Raw genomic sequence first — 18,222 nt, 5'->3', positions numbered from 1 at the left:
GAGTTTTTAACGACAAGAACTTAATACTAGACAAGGCATTGGGGTTCCAAAAGGGGATTATATAATTGGTTTTAGGGAAATATGATACAAAAGCACGTAGATTCGTTTCTGGACGGGAATTATACGATAGTGCTAAAAAATAGATTAATTTTTTAACACATTTATAAAATGGAAAGTAATTTAAAAACAGAAAATATCGATTTAGTTCAACTTGTTGCAAAAAGACCGGCGATGTTTTCAATTCAAAATGTAGAATCTTTCTTTGTTTTTTTTAAAGGATATTCAATTGGTAAAAGTGATTCAATAGTTATTGATTTTTTTGAATCATTTAGTAATTTTGTTCATAAAAAACATCCTGAGAAGTGCTTGAAAAATATTGATAGTGATAGAATTATTAGGCTTTATAGTAGTAATGACTCTCATTCTTTAGAGCGTGTACGTTTTTTAATAGAAGAGTTTATAAGTGAAAGTGATGTGTACGAGATTAAGGAATATTAACCACGATAATGTAAAAATTCTTTCTGTCTTGACAAAGAAAATCGACAATGAATAAAAAAAATAAACCTCCAAGAAATGTGTGGTTTTATGTGTTTTAGATTATCATAAAAGGTTTTTTGATCGTTTAAAAAAGAATAACCTTATAATTTAAAAGTACTTCGTATATTACTACCCGAAACGGAAGTATTAGCCAACACTTGGAGTACATTGCCTTTGGAGAGGTATTGTTTGAGGAGCATTCCAGTTCGTTTTCTAGCCCTTATTTGATAGGGCGATCAAAGTTGTGACGAATTCTTTTGAGGATGGACTTGCATATGCAGCAGCTAAAAAACAAGCTGGATTACCAGATTATAACTTATTTAGATCTTCATGTATAGATGTTCCACAAGAAGCAATAGAAGCTGTTGTAGCAAATTGACTTAACATTCAATCAAAAAAAGATTCCCAATTTTGGGATAAACATTTAGATTTTTTCGATGCAAGTAGCTATGGTATGTATATGTTAATACCAAATCAATATTTTAATAGTTTTAATCAATTTGTAAAAAATATTAATTCAGATTTAAAAAGTAATCCAATTGTAGCTAAAAAAACTCCTATTAAGACTGTTGTAGTAGGACCAATTGAAGAACTAAAATAAACATAATGAAAAGTTTAAGAAAAAATATTTTTTTATTGCCCATTTTAATAGTGGTAATAATTTATGTAGGGTACATAGTTTTAAATGTATTCTTTGGAGGTTGGTACGGTTATGAATCCCAATAATATTATTAAAAATGAGGGACCGCAAAAACAATATTCTTTTGATAGTAGATGGGCTACTCAAGTTGGTGCAGCAATCTTATGTAATCGCTTCGGAAAAGCGTCTGATAATTATCTTTCAGGTACAGGTTTTGCCGATCAAATGGTAAAAGAATATTTTAAAACAATTATTGGAGTAGGAGCAAATACTGCGCCAAAAGCATTAGATTAATTATGATAAAAAAGAAAAACATTATTCCGTTATTAATTTTATTAGCATTCTTTATTTTTGTATTGTATGGTCAGCTACGAAGTTATCAATACGAAAATAAATTAAAAGTAGATGGAGAAACGACAATTGGTAGAATTGACAGTATTGTAAGATTTCCCAAATCTTCTACAGTATTCATCTCGTATATTATATTGAACAAGAAATATAATTCTTTTGAAAGTGCGTTAGATAAAAAAATATCAGCTAAAGACATTGGGAAATTTTATGAATTCCGATATTTGTTAGATTCACCAGAAATAGTTAGAGGGAATTATTCAAAAGAGATTACAGATACTACGGCTATTTTAAAAGCTGGTTTTTCAAGAGAAGAAATGGAGTATATAAAGTAGAACAAATTTAATCAATTATAAAATGGTATTTTTGGAAAGACCATTACCAAATGCCACAAAAGATAGAAACCTCGCCAATTGGCGAGGTTTTTTTTGAAGAACGAATAACCTTAGAATTTAAAAGTACTTCGTATATTACAACTCGAAACAGAAATATTGGCCAACAGGTGACTACATCGCACTTGGTTTTATTTGAGGAGCATTCTAGTTCATTCGAGCCTTATTTGTTTAATGGGAAAGAAGAGGTGGATCCTGAGACGAATCTTAGCTATTATGGGGCTAGGTGTTTGGACGTGAAGATTTCTTTGTCGTTGCCTATTGATAATAAGAAAAAATGGTTAAAAGAATCAAAAGATGATAAAGTTATCAAAGCAGGCAAATCGCCCTGCATTATATTGTATTTTAGTTGTATTTATTTTAGTTTTTATATTGGGCTCACTAGATTTATGGGAAATTAGTTTTAATAAAGAATTAGTTAATATTGTTAAAAATATTCTTCTCTTTTCTCTGCCTTTTTTAGGATATTGGGCAGCTATAAAATTACCAAATCCTAAGAATATTAAAGATGTAACTTTGTTACCTAATACAAAAAAAATTAAAGTAAGTTTTTATAAGACTAATGGTTTTATAGAACGTAATAATCAAATATCTTTTGTTCGATTTTTCTTCGATAATGATATAGTATATATGTACTTCTGTAATTATTTAAGAATTTATGAAGGTCCTTTTTATATTATAAAGAAAGAGGTAGCAGAGCTAGGAATGTTCTACATAAATTCCATTGGTAATTATACAAATTTAGAGTTGGTTATTGAAGTTATGCCAAAAAATATATTAGATCCACATTATAAACTAGTTTTGCAAAATTTAAACAATGCTGATTATTTATTACTGCAAAAATATATTAACACAATTAAATAAGGACATAATAAAAAAAACAGTAATAATATTTTTATTTTTTAGTATCTAAAATTTCATAAGCTCAACGTTTAGATAAATGACGTAATAAAAATTTCTTTTTCTGAATATTCTAATAATCCTGCTAAAGCAGTAGAAAAGATTTATCAAACAATTATTTGGACTTCTAGATTAAAAGATGGTCTAGAGGAAATGAAGAACGAAGTGAATAAATATACGTTGATTATGTGGGTAAATATTATGGGAATGAGTTGATTGTTAAAAAACAATTTTCTGATAGTTTTGTGTTGTTTTCAGACCTTCTCAAGTCTGGGATGATGATAATCTGTTTATGAATGGTTTAAGCAATACCGTATTGATGTTGCTTCAGTTTGGGCTGCAGGAAGTATTACTTCGCCTAATTTTTTAGGTAACTATAATAGTACGGTAAATTCTTTTAATGAATTATATCAAGGGAAAAATGTTTTATACAATGGAATTTGACTTTAGATTACCTTTTGCACTGTGAATAGTGGAGTTTCAACTTATGACAATCTTAAAAAAATAATAAATGACATGATGTTTAAAAGAAATAAAAAATATTTATTATATAGAATTTTAGTCTCTCATTTTTTAATCCTATTAATAGCTATTGGTGGTAATTTGACATATGCTAACGCCATACCCTTATGGTGTATAACTATTATTCTTCCAAATTTAATTCTTTCTTTTCTTAAGAATTTAAAAGCTATAAATGTTAAAAAAGAACATATCGAATTAATTTTTAATAAATACTTTTTTAAAGAACATACTGAATCATATAAATACACTGATTTGAAATTTACGTATAAAAATGAATTTGAAGGAGCAAGTTCATTAAGCATGAAATTTAGGATTTACAAAAAAAAGGATAATAAAAGCATAATTAGTATCGGCGGTCTTCTTGATGGGTGGTATAAAAAACAGATAAATGAAATGGTAGAAGAATTAGAAAAAAAGGGAATTGAAGTAACTATATAGCATAAAATAACTAGGTATTGTTTGAGGATTCTAGTTCGTTTTCTAGTCCTTAGTTGTATAATGGATAGGGAGACGAATTTAAGTTATGATTAGGCGAGATATTTAAATTTTAGCAGGTCTTGAATTTTAACTTAATTCCTAATTTTGCGTTGTCAATAATGACTTATCTCAATTCTAAAAAAGAATTAGGATTATCTAATTCTAAAATATATTCTTATGAAAATTATCTTATCTCTGGTTGCATTTATTGCGTTTGGAATGTCACAAGCGTATGCTCAAAAATTTTCACAGCCGTCTAATAAATTTATGAAGGAAACGGTTAATGGTGTTAGTTATACCTACAAAGACGGCTATATAATTCTAAAAAATAACTCGAAGTATAATTTGCAGGATTTAAATATTTCGGCTGATTATACTGAAAACAGCGATATCAATGGATTAGCGTTTTTTGAAGATGTAAAAAAGGGAACTACTCAAAAGCAGAAAATGAATTTTAGTACTTTAAAAGATGATGTAGCTGTCGATTACAAAAAATTGAAACCGGAGTTGCTTTCATTTTCGTATTTAAAAGCGGTAAGGAATTAATTTTTATTCTACAGCTGTAGCGTGTCTTAAGGAAAACGAAATAATAAAAAAATGAATTATAATTTATTATATGCTATTTTATTTAGCCTGACGTCATTTGGGTTTTTTAAATTGCATAAATGGTGGTTAAAAGCGAGAAATGAAAGTAGGGATTCTAAATCATTTACATTTGCGGGTGCTTTAAAACATTGGATTATAATAATTGGTTTGGCCATTGCAGCTTTAATTAATTTTTTCAAAGCCATAGAATAAATATCCTAAACTGGTATAAAAAAGACCAACTCTTGTAGTTGCATTTTTCTAGAATAAACTAATTTCGAACTTTAATAAAGCCGTGGTTATTAATTTGAAAAATCAGAATTGAAAAGAATGAAATTAATCTCAAATTACCTTTTTAGTATTGCGTTACTATTTTTTATAAATTTTACAATAGCGCAAACAAAATCTCTGCTGGTACAGCGTTATTATCCAAAAGATTCAATTAAATACAGGAAAGCTGTTCCGGATGCTGAATTTAACTATGAGAGTAAATTATATGGAAAAACGAGCATGATTGTACGTTGCGAAAGTGAATATGGTCATTTTGAATTCGTTTTTAAAAAGAAAATAAATAAACTCAGTCGTACCATTGATTATAAAAACGGAGGCGTTGGCGAGGTCTACAATTTTAAAACAAAAAAATGGAATCACGAAGAGGGAACCTGGAAACATAGCGATATGACAGGAAAACCTCAGGATACTATAATTTATAGCGAGCATAATTTGTATGCTTTTGTATTGTTGCACGATCATGGAGGAATACTTGAAAAAGCTAAATTTCAGGATTTTGGTAATGTAGTGTACTGGCCGGAATTCAATTATGAAAACTGTACCATCAGTGACGAAGACAAAGACGGAAAGCCTGAATTTTATTTATCGTATATGGGAGATAGTGATGGATTAGATGCAAAACCTTTTAAGCAGATTATTTATACCATTCCTGGTAAGTCAGGCAATCAGAGTTTTACAAAGTCAAAAGCAACAGCTTATTATCCTTCCGGAAATGAAGACGATGTTTATAGAGTTGAATACGATGAGAATTGGAAACAATTATCTAAAAATATAAAACTGAAAAGCCAAAAAATAATTAAAGACCATCGTTTAAAGTACAAAGACTAATAAAAAGTGGAGCTTTTTTTAGAGAACAACAGCATACTTAAAATTCGCTTTATGCTTAATAACAGCCGTATTTGTGCGAGTCAGGTTTTTCTGTTCAGCACTTTTATCTTTATATTTACATTAAACTATACATTTTTGCAATGAAAATAAGCACATCTTCAAAACTTCAGCTTTTATTATTCTTAGGATTTATTTTGTTTGGAGTATCTGTAAAAGCTCAAAACGAAGCATATTCAAGTGAAACGACACAGGAAATTGCAGATACAACTTTTGTGAATTTAAAAGAGTATAGCAACGATTTTATCTACGATATGAAGTATGCAACCGAAGATAATTTTCTAAAAGCAAAAGTCTATGATTGTGCAGAATGCCTGTTGCGTTACAAGACAGTTAAGGCCTTAATTGCAGCAAACAAAGAATTTATGAAACAGGGATGCAAAATAAAACTTTTCGATTGTTACCGACCTTTGTCTATTCAAAAAAAAATGTGGGAGATCGTATCCAACCCCAAGTATGTTGCAGATCCTAAAAAAGGCTCCATTCACAATAGAGGAGGAGCCGTAGATATTACTGTTGTAAATGCTTATGGGATTGAACTTGAAATGGGAACCGATTTTGATTTCTTTGGTATTCAGGCGAGCCATAATTATACTAAACTACCTGTATCTGTAAAAGCAAATAGAAAATATCTTAAAACGGTAATGATAAAAAACGGTTTCAATTCTTTTGATTCAGAATGGTGGCATTATAATTTAAAAGCAGGTTTGAATGATAAAGTTTCAAATCAGAAATGGAAATGTGATTAATTATTCAACACATCTCATATTCTCCATAAAGTAAGTATTGGGGTGATAAACCTTTGCGTTTAGCTCAGAAGTTAATTCTCTTTTTACAATATAATCTTCTGTAGTCGTCAGGTATTTGATTCGCATGATTGAAACAGGAGATTTTTTTAACTCTTCATAATTTTCTTTTTTAAACATAAAAATTCCGGTATTGATACGATTATCAAAACCTTTGTCGTCGTGAATAAGCGTACCGCAATTTTCCCTGTCGATATGAATTAACGTCACTATTTTTCCGTTTTCTAATTGTAGAAAAACTTTAGAGTTTTTATCAAAGCAATTTGCTTTTATAAAATCTTTGCTTTTCTGGATAAGCTGTAAATTTAGTGTTGGCAAACCATCTGTTTGTGCCAGCGAAAAGAAGATATAATCAAATGTTCCCCCAAAATATTTTTCGCTGATAAGGTATTCGTTAGTTACTTTATAGCTGCCAATAGAGTCGTTTACATTTGTACTGTATTCACATGGTTTTTGAGCAAATGCCGTAATGGTTAAGAAGAAAAAGGTTAGTGTAATTAGTTGTTTCATATTTAAGTAATTTTTCTGCAAATTAAAACTATTTTGCTATCATTTTTATCAGTTGTAAAAAAACAATACAAATTTCCCCCATTTTTTATTTTCCACTTCTTGCGGATGTTTTCCACCGTGTCCGGAAAATTTCGTGTTGTGATATTCGCTTGCTGATTAGAGAGCGTAGTTTTCATTTCGTTTTTGCTGTACGGAATCACTTTTTCGATTTGAAAAGTACGTCCCGGAAAATCAATTAAATCATCTGAAGTATATAAATGAGAGTGTTTATGAAGTTTATTGATATTAAAAATAACACTTACTTCATCAAAACCACCGGATTTCATAATAGCGGCATTAGGCTCATAGACATATTTTTGAGGCAAATGATAATGAGCAAATACAGTTTCGTCACCTAAAGAAAATTCAAAATTTTCTATTTTATCCTTTAAAATATTAGCAGTCTTGATCGTGATTTTGCCCGAGTAGTGGTTATGAATTTCAAAGAGCAATTCTTTTACTTCATTCTCAAGTGCAATAATATGAATGTTTTTAACGAATTTAAGTTCAGATAAACCAGCCGAGAGATCTAATAACGGAGCCGTTTTTATTAAAATTGAATCTGTTTTTTCAAAATAAAAATCCAACAATTCCGGAACGTTCGGCAAACAATCTTTAAGCATAAAAACTTTGCCCTTTGCATCATTTCTGCGCGAAGGATCAATATACATCCAGTCCCATTTCTGGTTTAGTTCATTTAATACATTTGTAGAATCATTGGCATAAAACGTACAATTGTTAACTTTAAGCTGTTCGAAATTATGCTCTACAATAGCAGATAAATCCTCGTTGATTTCGCAATGTGCTATACTCTTGAATCTTTTAGAGAAATAAAAATCATCGACGCCAAAACCTCCCGTGAGATCTATTAAACTTTCACCTGAAATTAAAGAAGCCTTATAAGCCGCTGTTTTTTCAGATGAGGTTTGTTCAACAGAAACCTTACTTGGGTAAATAATATTTTCAGTCAGATACCAGGTAGGTAATTTATCTTTGGCTTTAGATTTCGCTTCTATCTGATTTAAAATTAAAATCCAGTCAATTTCAGGAAACGGATTTTTCTGAAGGGCTAATTTTGCAATCGAAGCACCACTACTTAGAGTTATAAATTCCTGAATATTAGGGTGCAAAATAGAAGTGTTCACTGTTAGATTCTTTCGGTTAATACGGAGACAATTTTGTTGTTAGGAAAAAATTCTTTCAAAATTACCTTCACCATCGTAAAAACAGGAATGGCAATAATCATCCCAACGATTCCAAAAGTAATTCCACTAATCAAAGTAACCAGAAATATTTCTAACGGGTGCGAATTTACACTTTTTGATGAAATTATAGGCTGACTCACATTATTATCAATTGCCTGAACGACTAAAAAGCCTATGATAACATAAATTGTTCTGGGTAGAATTTCTGTTTGAAAATCGCTTCCTATCATACTAATCATTGTTAAAATTCCCGCTAAAGTAGTTCCTATGATTGGTCCTATGTACGGAATAATATTCAAGATGGCACATAAAAAAGCAATAACAAAAGCATTTTGATTTCCAAAAATCATTAAAACAATTAAGTACAAAATGAATACAACCGTTAACTGAAGTAGCAAACCAATAAAATAGCGTGTTAAAAAGTGATTAATCTTAGTAATAGAATTTAAAATCTTATCCTCGTTTGTATCAGGAAGAATTTTTCTGGCACTCACCTTAAAAGCATCCTGATCTTTAATAAAGAAAAATGTGATAAAGAATACAGATACCAAACCCATTCCCATATTTGCCATAAATCCTAAAATTGAATTTAGAAAACCTGTAAAATAAGTAAAATCGATTATTGATGTTATTTTAGAATCTTTCAGGACCTTATTCAAATCCATGTGCTGGATATTGAAATAAGCTTCGATGCTTTTTTCTGTTTCAATAAATTGCTGCTGCAAACTATGCGTGTCCAGTAAAGATAAATTATTAGCCTGCGTAATAATTAAAGGCACAAATAATAATATAAAGCCTACTATTGACAATATAAAAATAACAAGGGCAGTGATAGCCGCCAAGGAGTTGCTAAATTTTAATTTATGCTTTAAAAATTGTATCAAAGGATTGGCAATAAGGCACAATAGCAATGAGATACACAAGTAAACAATTACAGTTTGTATTTCATACAGAAAATATAGAATGCTTAGAATGACAATTATTGTTGCTAAAGCTCTTAATATTCCGTTAGAAATGATTTTTGATGTTATCATGATTCGATTTTAGGATATAAATATAGGAAAAAAGCTTTTAAAACAGGGGCTTAAACAAAAAAAAGCGAGATGATATCATCCCGCTTTTCAGCATATTATTTTAATCTGTTTTTTTTAGATTCCAAAAGCGGCTCTAGGACCACCTGTAACGAATATTGCAGATATTCTGGTTTTTTGTCCCTGAGAGAACATATACATTGCATTATCATCAACATAATCCATGTAGTTCATAGTCATTTCTACAGGAGTTCCTGTGCAAGTACTGTAGTGAGGATAAGCAGGAACACCGTAATTTGCTGTATTATGAGTTGGAGTATCACTTACTAAATCGCTTCCGCAATTTGCGTCTCCCCAGATATGACGTAGATTCATCCAGTGACCTACTTCGTGCGTAGCAGTTCTTCCTAAGTTATAAGGAGCACTGCCTGAACCGGCCAGACCAAGATACTTAGAATCAATTACAACTCCGTCTGTAGCCGCTGCGCCTCCGGGAAATTGAGCATAACCCAAAATTCCGCCACCAATGGTACAAGCCCATAAGTTAAGTTTTGTTGTTGGTGAAGTTGGTGCTAAACCACCTTGTGCCACTTTCTTGACAGCATCATTTGTTCCCCAGGAAGTTTTGGTCGTAGATTTTCTAATAATCTGATCCAGAACAAATGTAATTCCTACATTCGCCTTTACGCCAGAAAATAGAGCAGGAACACTATTGTAATCTGAATTTAAGGCATTGAAATCTTTGTTTAAAACATCGATTTGAGATTGAATTTGCGCATCCGAAATGTTTTCTGCAGCAGTTCTGTATAAAACATTAACCACTACCGGAATTTCAATTTTACCATTTACAAGACGATTAGTCAGGATACTTTTACTGGTAAAAGCTTCGATTTCATTCATTCTAATGGCTAAGGTAGGATCAGCTTTTAGTTGAGCTTCAAAAACTTCCTGAGTCGCACAGCCACGTTGGGCAATAGCACTAACATTTGAATCTGATGATTCTGTTGAGTCATTTTGACAAGAAAACAGCACGAATGCTGTAAATGCGGTAATAAGAACTTTTTTCATAATAATTTGGGTTTTTGTTATAAAAAATTAAAATATGGTATTTATACCGCAATTTTATAACAAAAATATATTGTAGCAAAATTTTTACAATACATTATTTGTCAGAATTTTTACAATCCCTTATATAGTCTAGTTCTTACAAAAATAAAGACAAAATTATTAAGAAGTAAATTCGTACAAAGCAATGCTTGCTGCTTGTACAACATTCATACTTGAGTTATTTCCGAACATATTAATGTGGACAATTTGGTTCGAAATTTTTAAAAGTTCATCAGAAATTCCATCAATTTCACTTCCTATCAAAAGTGCAATTTTTTGATTGTCAGGAATTACAACTTCTTTTAGAGGTTTGCTATTGCTCGCAATTTCCAAAGCGATAATTTCAAAGTTATTCTGAAGTAAATAATCAACAAGATCAGTTGTTTTTTCGATTATAGAGTGAGGTACATGAAGATGCGTACTTCTTGAGGTTTTATTGATTTTTCTGGGAGTGAGCGGAATATCTTTTCCTAAAAAAATGATGTTTTCGACGCCAAATGCTTCGCTGATTCTAAAAAGCGATCCAATATTCTGCTGAAAATAAATATGGTCACAAACCAATGTTATCGGAAATGTTTTTCTTTCAAACTGATTTTCTTCGTGAGTAAGCTGCACTGTTTTGATTTTAGTTGGTAAAGATATAATTGATAATATTGGCGCCCATTTTCAGGGCTTTTTCCCTAACGGCGAGAGGATCATTATGAACTTCGGCATCTTCCCAGCCATCGCCTAAATCGCATTCGTAGGTATATAAGAGTACTAATTTGTTTTCTACAAAAATACCAAAAGCCTGCGCACGTGTCCCGTCATGTTCATGAATTTTGGGCAATCCGTTAGGAAAAGGATATGGTTTTTGAAATATGGGATGATTTGCCGGAATTTCGATCAAATTATTATTGGGGAATATTTTTTTTATTTCTTTTCGAATATATTGGTCCATTCCGTAATTATCATCAATATGAAGAAATCCGCCGCCATTAAGATAATTTCTAAGGTTGCTAACGTCAGCGTCACTAAAAACAACATTACCATGTCCTGTCATATGCACAAAAGGATACGAAAGCAAATCAGGATTACTGGGTTCAACAGTCGATGGTTTTGCTTTTATTCTGGTATTGATATTGGCATTACAAAACTTGATCAGGTTAGGCAATGAAGTAGGATTTGCATACCAGTCACCACCTCCGCTATACTTTAGCAAAGCAATTTCTTGTGAAAAGGAAGAAACTGAAACAAGTAACAATAAGTAAAATATTCTTTTCATATAAATATATTTTTTTGTCATTTCGACGAAGGAGAAATCGCACGCGGGATTCGACAAAGATTGACGACTTTCTTTGTAGAGTTTCTAGTGCGATTTCTCCTTCGTCGAAATGACATCTTACTTTAATAATTGTCTTTAATTCGAACTTTCATTAAAAAATACCACACTGTGACATGCTACAATTGCAGCAGTTTCAGTTCTTAAACGGGTATTCCCTAAAGTAACAGGCTGATAATTGTTTTCTAAAGCCAGTGCAATTTCTTTTTCAGAAAAATCACCTTCAGGACCAATCAGCATAGTCACACTCTCATTAGGTTTCAGGATTTCTTTCAATGTTTTTTTATCTGTCTCTTCACAATGTGCGATCAATTGTAAACCTTCATTTTGTTGCTTAACAAATTCCTTAAACGAAATCGCTTGATTTAATTTAGGCAAATAAGTTTCGTTAGACTGTTTCATCGCAGATAAAATAATCTTTTCAAAACGGTCCTGGTTAATTACCTTTCGCTCAGAACGATCACAAATAATTGGAGTAATTTCCTGAATTCCAATTTCAGTAGCTTTTTCCAGAAACCATTCAAAACGATCGTTCATTTTGGTCGGTGCAACGGCCAAATGCAAGCGAAATTTTGGTTCGTCAGCTTTCTTAATAGAGAGTACATTGACAATACATTTATTGTCAGATGCCAATGTAATTTCAGTTTCGAACAACAAACCCAAACCGTTTGTAACATGTAAAATGTCTGAATCTCTCTTTCGTAAAACCTTTATAATATGTCGGCTTTCTTCTTTATCAAAAGAAAAACTTTCAGTTGATTCATCGATGTCAGGATTGTAAAATAATTGCATAATTAAAATTGAATTCGCGCTTTCGAAACTACTGCTGAAGTTTCGAAACGACTTGATAAATATTTTTGATATCCTACAATTCCTATCATTGCAGCGTTATCGGTTGTGTATTCGAATTTTGGGATAAAGGTTTTCCATCCGTATTTTCCTTCTGTTTCTTTTAATCTTGTTCTGATTCCTGAATTTGCCGAAACTCCTCCGCCAATGGCAATTTGCGTGATTCCTGTTTCTTTTACCGCTAATTTCAATTTATCCATCAAAATTTCGATAATCGTATATTGAATAGAAGCGCAAATGTCATTCAGGTTTTCTTCGATAAAATTTGGGTTTTCCAGCTTTTTCTTCTGGATAAAATATAAAATCGCCGTTTTCAATCCGGAGAAACTAAAGTTCAGTCCGGGAACTTTTGGTTTAGTAAATGCAAACGCTTTCGGGTTTCCCAATTGAGCATATTTATCAATCAATGGTCCGCCTGGATAGGGAAGTCCCAGGATTTTTGCACTCTTGTCAAACGCTTCTCCAACGGCATCATCAGTAGTTTCGCCAATAATCTCCATGTCAAAAAAGCCATTTACTTTTACAATTTGAGTATGTCCGCCACTAATTGTTAAAGCTAAAAAAGGAAATTCAGGTTTGTCAAAGCCTTCTTCGTCTATAAAATGGGCTAAAATATGGGCATGCATATGGTTGACAGCAATTAACGGAATTTTTAGGGCAAGTGATAATGATTTGCTAAAAGAACTTCCAACAAGCAAAGAACCCATTAAGCCGGGACCTTGTGTAAAGGCAATGGCTGTTAATTGATCTTTTTGTACATTTGCCTTACGAAGTGCAGCATCTATTACAGGAACAATGTTTTGTTGATGCGCTCTCGAGGCTAATTCTGGAACTACACCACCATATTGAGTGTGTATTAACTGATTTGCCACAACATTTGAGAGTACTTTGTCGTTATGTAAAACTGCGGCGGCAGTATCATCGCATGAACTTTCGATGGCAAGAATAAAAACCTCTGAATTTTGCATATAAAGGCACGAATTTTGAATTATATTTGACAAATCAAATATTTGATTTTCTTTTGTTATAAGAGAAGCCAAAATTAAAGAATTTTTATCAAAAACAGTCGTTCTTTGCCTGTTCAAAATAAATTTAAAAGAAAACTAAAATAAAAGCAGCTATCAAAAAAGTAAAGAAAATAATATCACGAACCCTAATTGGGTTGATTTTACTTTTGTTGGCACTCGCTATCATTCTGGCTTTGCCGGTTGTGCAGACAAAAATTGCACATTATATTACAGAATCCCTTAATACAGATTTTAAAACCAATATTAGTGTCGATAAAGTCGCGATCAATATTTTTGGTGGTGTAAAACTCAAGAAAGTACTCATTTTAGATCATCACAAGAAAACGTTGATCTACTCTGATATCATTACAACTGATATTTTAAGCATCCAGAGATTGTTAGAAGGAGATTTGCTTTTTGGGGATCTTCGTTTGACAGGTATGATTTTTAATTTGAAAACCTATAAAAACGAGGACGAAAACAATATTAATAAATTTATTAAATTGTTTGAAACCGGAAAGAAAACAAAATCTGACAAACACTTTTTGCTTACAGCCAGAAACGCTTATATTTCTAAAGGAGCTTTTTCTGTTATTGATGAAAACAAAAATACCCCAAGATTTCTTGATTTCAAAAAGCTAAACGCCTATATCAGTGACTTTAAATTATACGGTCCGGATGTAAATACAACCATTCACAGATTCTCTTTTTTAGATCATCGCGGTTTGTATGTGTCCAATTTTGCGGGTAAATTCAGTTATACCAAAAAACAAATTAAAGTTGACGACTTAGCCATTAAGACCAAAAGATCCTGGATTTACGGACAAGCTATCCTGAATTATAAAGTAGAAGATTTTCTTGATTTTACTGATAAAGTAAAGTTTAATGTAGCGCTTGATTCTGCTTCGATAGCTTCAAACGATATTCGTTATTTTTATGATGGATTAGGTAAAAACCAGCATTTTAGAATTAAAACAAAAATAAAAGGAACTTTAAATGATCTTAATTTAAAACAACTTAATTTAAGTGATACAAATGGTTCGAAGATCAACGGAACAATTAATTTCAAAAATCTTTTGGGAAGTAAAACCCAGAAGTTTTCTATGGATGGAAAGTTTGACAGATTAATCTCCAGTTACGATAATTTGGTAGTGATATTGCCTGGTATTTTGGGTAAAAAACTTCCGAAAGAAATGCAGAGAGTAGGCAGATTTAATATTGTTGGAAAAGCAAAAGTCTCGACAACAGCTCTGGAAGCCGATTTTAAGATGATTACGGATCTGGGTAACGGGCAGGCTAAATTGCATATGAATAATATCGATTTTATAGATAAAGCCTCTTATACCGGAAATATAATTTTGGATAACTTTAATGTTGGCGCCTTACTGAATCGAAAAGATATTGGTAAAACGACTTTAAATCTGGATATTGATGGTGTTGGTTTTACAGAGAAATATCTCAACACGATTATAAAAGGAGATATATCAAAACTAGATTATAATAAATATACCTATAACAATATTGTTATAAACGGAAACTTTAAATTACCATACTATAAAGGACAGGTTGCTGTAAATGATCCTAATTTAAGTTTGACATTTGATGGTTTGGTAGATTTAAGCAAACGCGAAAGCAGGTATGATTTTCATATTAATGTTGAAAATGCCGATTTGCGAAAATTAAAGTTTTTAAATGATTCTATTGCGCATTTTAGAGGAGATGCTGTTGTTGAAGTTACAGGAAATTCTATAGAAAATCTTCAGGGAACTGTTTCGATCAAAGATGCTGTTTTTCAGAATCCAAAGGCTACGTATGCTTTTGATGAAATTACAGTAAACTCAAATTTCGATGCCGATAAATTACGTACAATCACCATTAGTTCAAATGATGTTGTACAAGGAGAAATAGTAGGTAAATTTCAGTTTGGGCAATTAGATAAGCTCGTAATGAATTCTGTAGGAAGTCTTTATACCAATTACAAGCCTTATAAAGTCAAGAAGGGCCAGTTTTTACGTTTCAATTTTCATGTTTATGATAAAGTGGTAGAAATGCTTTATCCGGAAATTAATATTGATTCATCTACGGTAGTGCGCGGAAAAATTGACGCTGATTTAGGAGAGTTTAAATTCAGGTTTAAGTCCCAGAAAATTACAGCAGCAAAAAACACATTCGATAATATCCGAATTAATATTGATAATAAAAACACGCTTTATAATGCTTACGTTGAGTTAGACAGTATAAAAACACCTTATTATAAAGTGCGTGATTTTAGTTTGATAAATGTTACCTCAAAAGATACACTGTTTGTTCGGTCTGAGTTTAAAGGTGGAGAAAAAGGAGAGGATTATTATAATCTCGATTTGTATCATACTATCGATAAGAACAAGAACAACATTGTTGGGATCAAGAAATCAGAAATGAAGTTCAAAGACTATTTATGGTATTTGAACGAAAACGAGGAAAAAGACAATCAGATTGTTTTTGATCAGTATTTTAAAAACTTTACAATTGATAATATTATTTTATCCCATGAAAATCAGAAAATTGATTTGAACGGTGTTATAAAAGGAAACGATTATAAGGATCTTGTACTGAATTTTGAAGATGTCGATATAAATAAAATTACACCATTAAATTCTAAATTTGTTTTTAATGGTAATCTGAACGGAAATATAAATTATAAGCAAAATAAGAACGTCTATCAGCCTACTGCTGCGATTTCTATAGATCATCTTAATTTGAATAAAGTAGATTTAGGAACTTTGAAATTTGATATCTCCGGAGATGAGAATTTTAAAAAGTTTACGATAAATTCGTCCATACAAAATGGTTTTACAGAGTCGTTTAGGGCAAGCGGAACTTTTGCAATCGAAAATAAAGAGACATTTTTAGATTTAAATCTAAAACTCGAAGGATTTAATCTGGCAACTTTAGGCACAGTTGGCGGCGATGTATTGTCTAATGTCAGAGGTTCTGTTTCCGGAAATGCCGCAGTAGTTGGTAATCTTAAAAAACCGGAAATAAACGGAAGGCTTTATGTAGAAAAAGCCGGAATGACAGTGCCGTACCTTAATACAGATTACGAATTGAGCGACCGAACGGTTATTGACTTAACAGATGAGAAGTTCTTGTTCCGGAATAATCAGTTAACAGATACCAAATACGGTACTAAGGGATTGTTGAACGGAAGTATTGAGCATCATAATTTTGGAGACTGGAAACTGGATTTAACCATTACATCAAAACGATTACTGGCACTTGATACAAAAGATAGTGAAGATGCGGCCTATTTTGGTACAGCATTTATAAACGGTACAGCAAGTATAAAAGGACCAACAGAAAGTTTATTTATAAAAGTAGATGCTAAATCTGAGAAAGGCACAGAAGTAAAAATACCTATTAACAATGCACAAAGCGTTGGAGAGAGCAGTTGGATACATTTTGTAACTCCAAAAGAAAAATACAACCTCGCCAATGGAATAATCGAAAAAACAAGAAATTATAATGGTCTTGAACTCGAGTTTGATTTTGATATTACGCCGGATGCAGAGGTCGAAGTAATTTTAGATCGTAATTCAGGTCACGGTATGAAAGGAAAAGGATACGGATCATTATTGTTTAAAATCAATACATTAGGTAAGTTTAATATGTGGGGAGATTTCCAGGCATACGAAGGAACATATAATTTTAAATACGGCGGTTTAATAGATAAAAAATTCTCAGTTAAAAAAGGAGGATCTATCATATGGGAAGGAAACCCTATGAAAGCTCAGTTAAATCTGGAAGCAGTTTATAAAACATCAGCAAATCCGGCTGTACTGTTAGATAATACTTCATCGTTTAATAAAAAAGTACCGGTAGAAGTTGTAATTGGTTTACGAGGAGATTTAACAAGCCCTGAGCCTAATTTTGATATTCAGTTCCCGTCCGTAAGTAATGTTCTTAAGTCAGAGATACAATACAAGTTAGATGACAAAGATATTCGCCAGACACAGGCATTATATTTATTATCTACAGGTTCATTCATGAGTACAGATGGTTTTAGTCAGGGCGATTTGTCCGGAACGTTGACAGAAACTGCATCCAGTTTGTTAGGAGGAATTATAAAATCAGATAATGATAAAGTCAATATCGATTTAAATTATATTTCTGCCGATAAAAGATTAGGGCAGGAGGCAGATGGTCAGTTTGTTGCCAATATAACCTCTCAGGTAAACGAAAGAATTACAATAAACGGAAAATTAGGAGTTCCGATAGGTGGTGTTAACGAATCTGCTATTGTTGGAGATATCGAAATACTGTATAGGGTTAATGAGGACGGAACAATGAACCTTCGTTTGTTTAATAAAGAGAATGATATTAATTATATAGGTCAGGGAATTGGATATACTCAGGGAGTTGGTATTTCGTACGAAGTCGACTTTGATACTTTTAGCGAGCTGGTCAACAAATTGTTTAAAAACCATAAACTAGAAAGAGCCATAAAAAGTTCTTCAGACGATTTGCAGGACTCGTATTTAAATCCTGATTTAGTAAAGTTCTCTAATAAAAAAGACGCAGAAAAAAACAAAAAGAAACCGGATAAAAAAGAAGAAGAGAAAAAGCCGCCGCCACAAAATAATAACGAGGGTTTGATTCCTGATAACGATTTTTAAAAGGATTTGTTTAAAATATTCATAAAAGAAACCATTTGCTAAGGCAAATGGTTTTTTTTATGCTAAATTTAGAGGCTCATTTATTTTTTGAGAATGGCAAAATGCTTAAAATTTT

The 18,222-nt window shown here is 31.8% G+C and carries 19 protein-coding genes; 11 read left to right on the top strand and 8 right to left on the bottom strand.

What is annotated here, in order from left to right; translation table 11 throughout:
* The first annotated feature begins 168 nt into the window (after window positions 1-168).
* From QLQ94_RS21550 to QLQ94_RS21505, 10 genes are all read left to right on the top strand, one after another.
* Window positions 169-498, top strand: a complete 330-nt coding sequence (locus tag QLQ94_RS21550; protein WP_271335996.1) for a hypothetical protein — start codon at window positions 169-171, stop codon at window positions 496-498.
* A gap of 493 nt (window positions 499-991) precedes the next feature.
* Window positions 992-1,138 (top strand): hypothetical protein, encoded by a 147-nt coding sequence (locus QLQ94_RS21545; protein WP_271335997.1) that lies wholly within the window; start codon window positions 992-994, stop codon window positions 1,136-1,138.
* Between the two features lie 93 nt (window positions 1,139-1,231).
* The gene (locus QLQ94_RS21540; RefSeq protein WP_482498488.1) at window positions 1,232-1,471 is read left to right on the top strand and encodes a hypothetical protein; all 240 of its coding nucleotides are present in this window, start codon (window positions 1,232-1,234) and stop codon (window positions 1,469-1,471) included.
* 2 nt (window positions 1,472-1,473) lie between these two features.
* A complete protein-coding gene (locus tag QLQ94_RS21535) occupies window positions 1,474-1,860 on the top strand; it encodes a hypothetical protein (RefSeq protein WP_427402744.1) in 387 nt (128 codons plus the stop codon).
* Between the two features lie 354 nt (window positions 1,861-2,214).
* The gene (locus QLQ94_RS21530; RefSeq protein ID WP_271336000.1) at window positions 2,215-2,781 is read left to right on the top strand and encodes a hypothetical protein; all 567 of its coding nucleotides are present in this window, start codon (window positions 2,215-2,217) and stop codon (window positions 2,779-2,781) included.
* 552 nt (window positions 2,782-3,333) lie between these two features.
* Window positions 3,334-3,777, top strand: a complete 444-nt coding sequence (locus tag QLQ94_RS21525) for a hypothetical protein (RefSeq protein ID WP_427402743.1) — start codon at window positions 3,334-3,336, stop codon at window positions 3,775-3,777.
* Window positions 3,778-3,993: 216 nt separating this feature from the next.
* Window positions 3,994-4,362, top strand: a complete 369-nt coding sequence (locus tag QLQ94_RS21520) for a hypothetical protein (RefSeq protein ID WP_427402742.1) — start codon at window positions 3,994-3,996, stop codon at window positions 4,360-4,362.
* A 51-nt stretch (window positions 4,363-4,413) separates the two neighbouring features.
* Complete coding sequence (locus QLQ94_RS21515; RefSeq protein ID WP_271336004.1) at window positions 4,414-4,614, top strand: hypothetical protein; 201 nt, start codon at window positions 4,414-4,416, stop codon at window positions 4,612-4,614.
* A 117-nt stretch (window positions 4,615-4,731) separates the two neighbouring features.
* Window positions 4,732-5,520 (top strand): hypothetical protein, encoded by a 789-nt coding sequence (locus tag QLQ94_RS21510; RefSeq protein WP_271336005.1) that lies wholly within the window; start codon window positions 4,732-4,734, stop codon window positions 5,518-5,520.
* Window positions 5,521-5,660: 140 nt separating this feature from the next.
* On the top strand, window positions 5,661-6,326 hold the full coding sequence (locus tag QLQ94_RS21505) for a M15 family metallopeptidase (protein ID WP_271336006.1): 666 nt from the start codon (window positions 5,661-5,663) through the stop codon (window positions 6,324-6,326).
* Here QLQ94_RS21505 and QLQ94_RS21500 read toward each other — a convergent pair whose 3' ends face one another.
* The 8 genes from QLQ94_RS21500 to tsaD form a co-directional block, all read right to left on the bottom strand.
* Complete coding sequence (locus QLQ94_RS21500; protein WP_271336008.1) at window positions 6,327-6,893, bottom strand: hypothetical protein; 567 nt, start codon at window positions 6,891-6,893, stop codon at window positions 6,327-6,329.
* Between the two features lie 2 nt (window positions 6,894-6,895).
* A complete protein-coding gene (locus tag QLQ94_RS21495) occupies window positions 6,896-8,077 on the bottom strand; it encodes a THUMP-like domain-containing protein (RefSeq protein WP_427402740.1) in 1,182 nt (393 codons plus the stop codon).
* Window positions 8,078-8,079: 2 nt separating this feature from the next.
* Window positions 8,080-9,171: an AI-2E family transporter gene (locus tag QLQ94_RS21490; RefSeq protein WP_271336010.1), complete on the bottom strand. Its 1,092-nt coding sequence runs from the start codon at window positions 9,169-9,171 to the stop codon at window positions 8,080-8,082.
* Between the two features lie 114 nt (window positions 9,172-9,285).
* A complete protein-coding gene (locus QLQ94_RS21485) occupies window positions 9,286-10,236 on the bottom strand; it encodes a zinc metalloprotease (RefSeq protein WP_271336011.1) in 951 nt (316 codons plus the stop codon).
* A gap of 159 nt (window positions 10,237-10,395) precedes the next feature.
* On the bottom strand, window positions 10,396-10,890 hold the full coding sequence (locus QLQ94_RS21480) for a TrmH family RNA methyltransferase (protein ID WP_271336012.1): 495 nt from the start codon (window positions 10,888-10,890) through the stop codon (window positions 10,396-10,398).
* Window positions 10,891-10,900: 10 nt separating this feature from the next.
* Window positions 10,901-11,539, bottom strand: a complete 639-nt coding sequence (locus QLQ94_RS21475) for a DUF4159 domain-containing protein (protein ID WP_271336013.1) — start codon at window positions 11,537-11,539, stop codon at window positions 10,901-10,903.
* Window positions 11,540-11,674: 135 nt separating this feature from the next.
* On the bottom strand, window positions 11,675-12,388 hold the full coding sequence (locus tag QLQ94_RS21470) for a 16S rRNA (uracil(1498)-N(3))-methyltransferase (RefSeq protein ID WP_482498483.1): 714 nt from the start codon (window positions 12,386-12,388) through the stop codon (window positions 11,675-11,677).
* A gap of 2 nt (window positions 12,389-12,390) precedes the next feature.
* A complete protein-coding gene (gene tsaD / locus QLQ94_RS21465) occupies window positions 12,391-13,413 on the bottom strand; it encodes a tRNA (adenosine(37)-N6)-threonylcarbamoyltransferase complex transferase subunit TsaD (RefSeq protein ID WP_271336015.1) in 1,023 nt (340 codons plus the stop codon).
* 194 nt (window positions 13,414-13,607) lie between these two features.
* On the opposite strand from tsaD, the gene QLQ94_RS21460 reads away from it, so the two are divergent.
* A complete protein-coding gene (locus QLQ94_RS21460; protein WP_271336016.1) occupies window positions 13,608-18,107 on the top strand; it encodes a translocation/assembly module TamB domain-containing protein in 4,500 nt (1,499 codons plus the stop codon).
* Window positions 18,108-18,222: the final 115 nt, after the last annotated feature.

It is taken from the genome of Flavobacterium sp. B114r (assembly GCF_056824125.1).
Note: the sequence above shows the minus strand (reverse complement) of the source record. Positions and strands in the feature narration are given on the sequence as shown.

Bases quoted from the DNA above. Each gene is read 5' to 3' on its own strand.
- QLQ94_RS21490 (WP_271336010.1), bottom strand. From the start codon at position 9,171: ATGATAACATCAAAAATCATTTCTAACGGAATATTAAGAGCTTTAGCA.
- QLQ94_RS21505 (WP_271336006.1), top strand. From the start codon at position 5,661: ATGAAAATAAGCACATCTTCAAAACTTCAGCTTTTATTATTCTTAGGA.
- QLQ94_RS21515 (WP_271336004.1), top strand. From the start codon at position 4,414: ATGAATTATAATTTATTATATGCTATTTTATTTAGCCTGACGTCATTT.
- QLQ94_RS21545 (WP_271335997.1), top strand. From the start codon at position 992: ATGTATATGTTAATACCAAATCAATATTTTAATAGTTTTAATCAATTT.
- tsaD (WP_271336015.1), bottom strand. From the start codon at position 13,413: ATGCAAAATTCAGAGGTTTTTATTCTTGCCATCGAAAGTTCATGCGAT.
- QLQ94_RS21550 (WP_271335996.1), top strand. From the start codon at position 169: ATGGAAAGTAATTTAAAAACAGAAAATATCGATTTAGTTCAACTTGTT.
- QLQ94_RS21500 (WP_271336008.1), bottom strand. From the start codon at position 6,893: ATGAAACAACTAATTACACTAACCTTTTTCTTCTTAACCATTACGGCA.
- QLQ94_RS21530 (WP_271336000.1), top strand. From the start codon at position 2,215: ATGATAAAGTTATCAAAGCAGGCAAATCGCCCTGCATTATATTGTATT.
- QLQ94_RS21525 (WP_427402743.1), top strand. From the start codon at position 3,334: ATGATGTTTAAAAGAAATAAAAAATATTTATTATATAGAATTTTAGTC.
- QLQ94_RS21470 (WP_482498483.1), bottom strand. From the start codon at position 12,388: ATGCAATTATTTTACAATCCTGACATCGATGAATCAACTGAAAGTTTT.
- QLQ94_RS21535 (WP_427402744.1), top strand. From the start codon at position 1,474: ATGATAAAAAAGAAAAACATTATTCCGTTATTAATTTTATTAGCATTC.
- QLQ94_RS21485 (WP_271336011.1), bottom strand. From the start codon at position 10,236: ATGAAAAAAGTTCTTATTACCGCATTTACAGCATTCGTGCTGTTTTCT.
- QLQ94_RS21475 (WP_271336013.1), bottom strand. From the start codon at position 11,539: ATGAAAAGAATATTTTACTTATTGTTACTTGTTTCAGTTTCTTCCTTT.
- QLQ94_RS21510 (WP_271336005.1), top strand. From the start codon at position 4,732: ATGAAATTAATCTCAAATTACCTTTTTAGTATTGCGTTACTATTTTTT.
- QLQ94_RS21520 (WP_427402742.1), top strand. From the start codon at position 3,994: ATGAAAATTATCTTATCTCTGGTTGCATTTATTGCGTTTGGAATGTCA.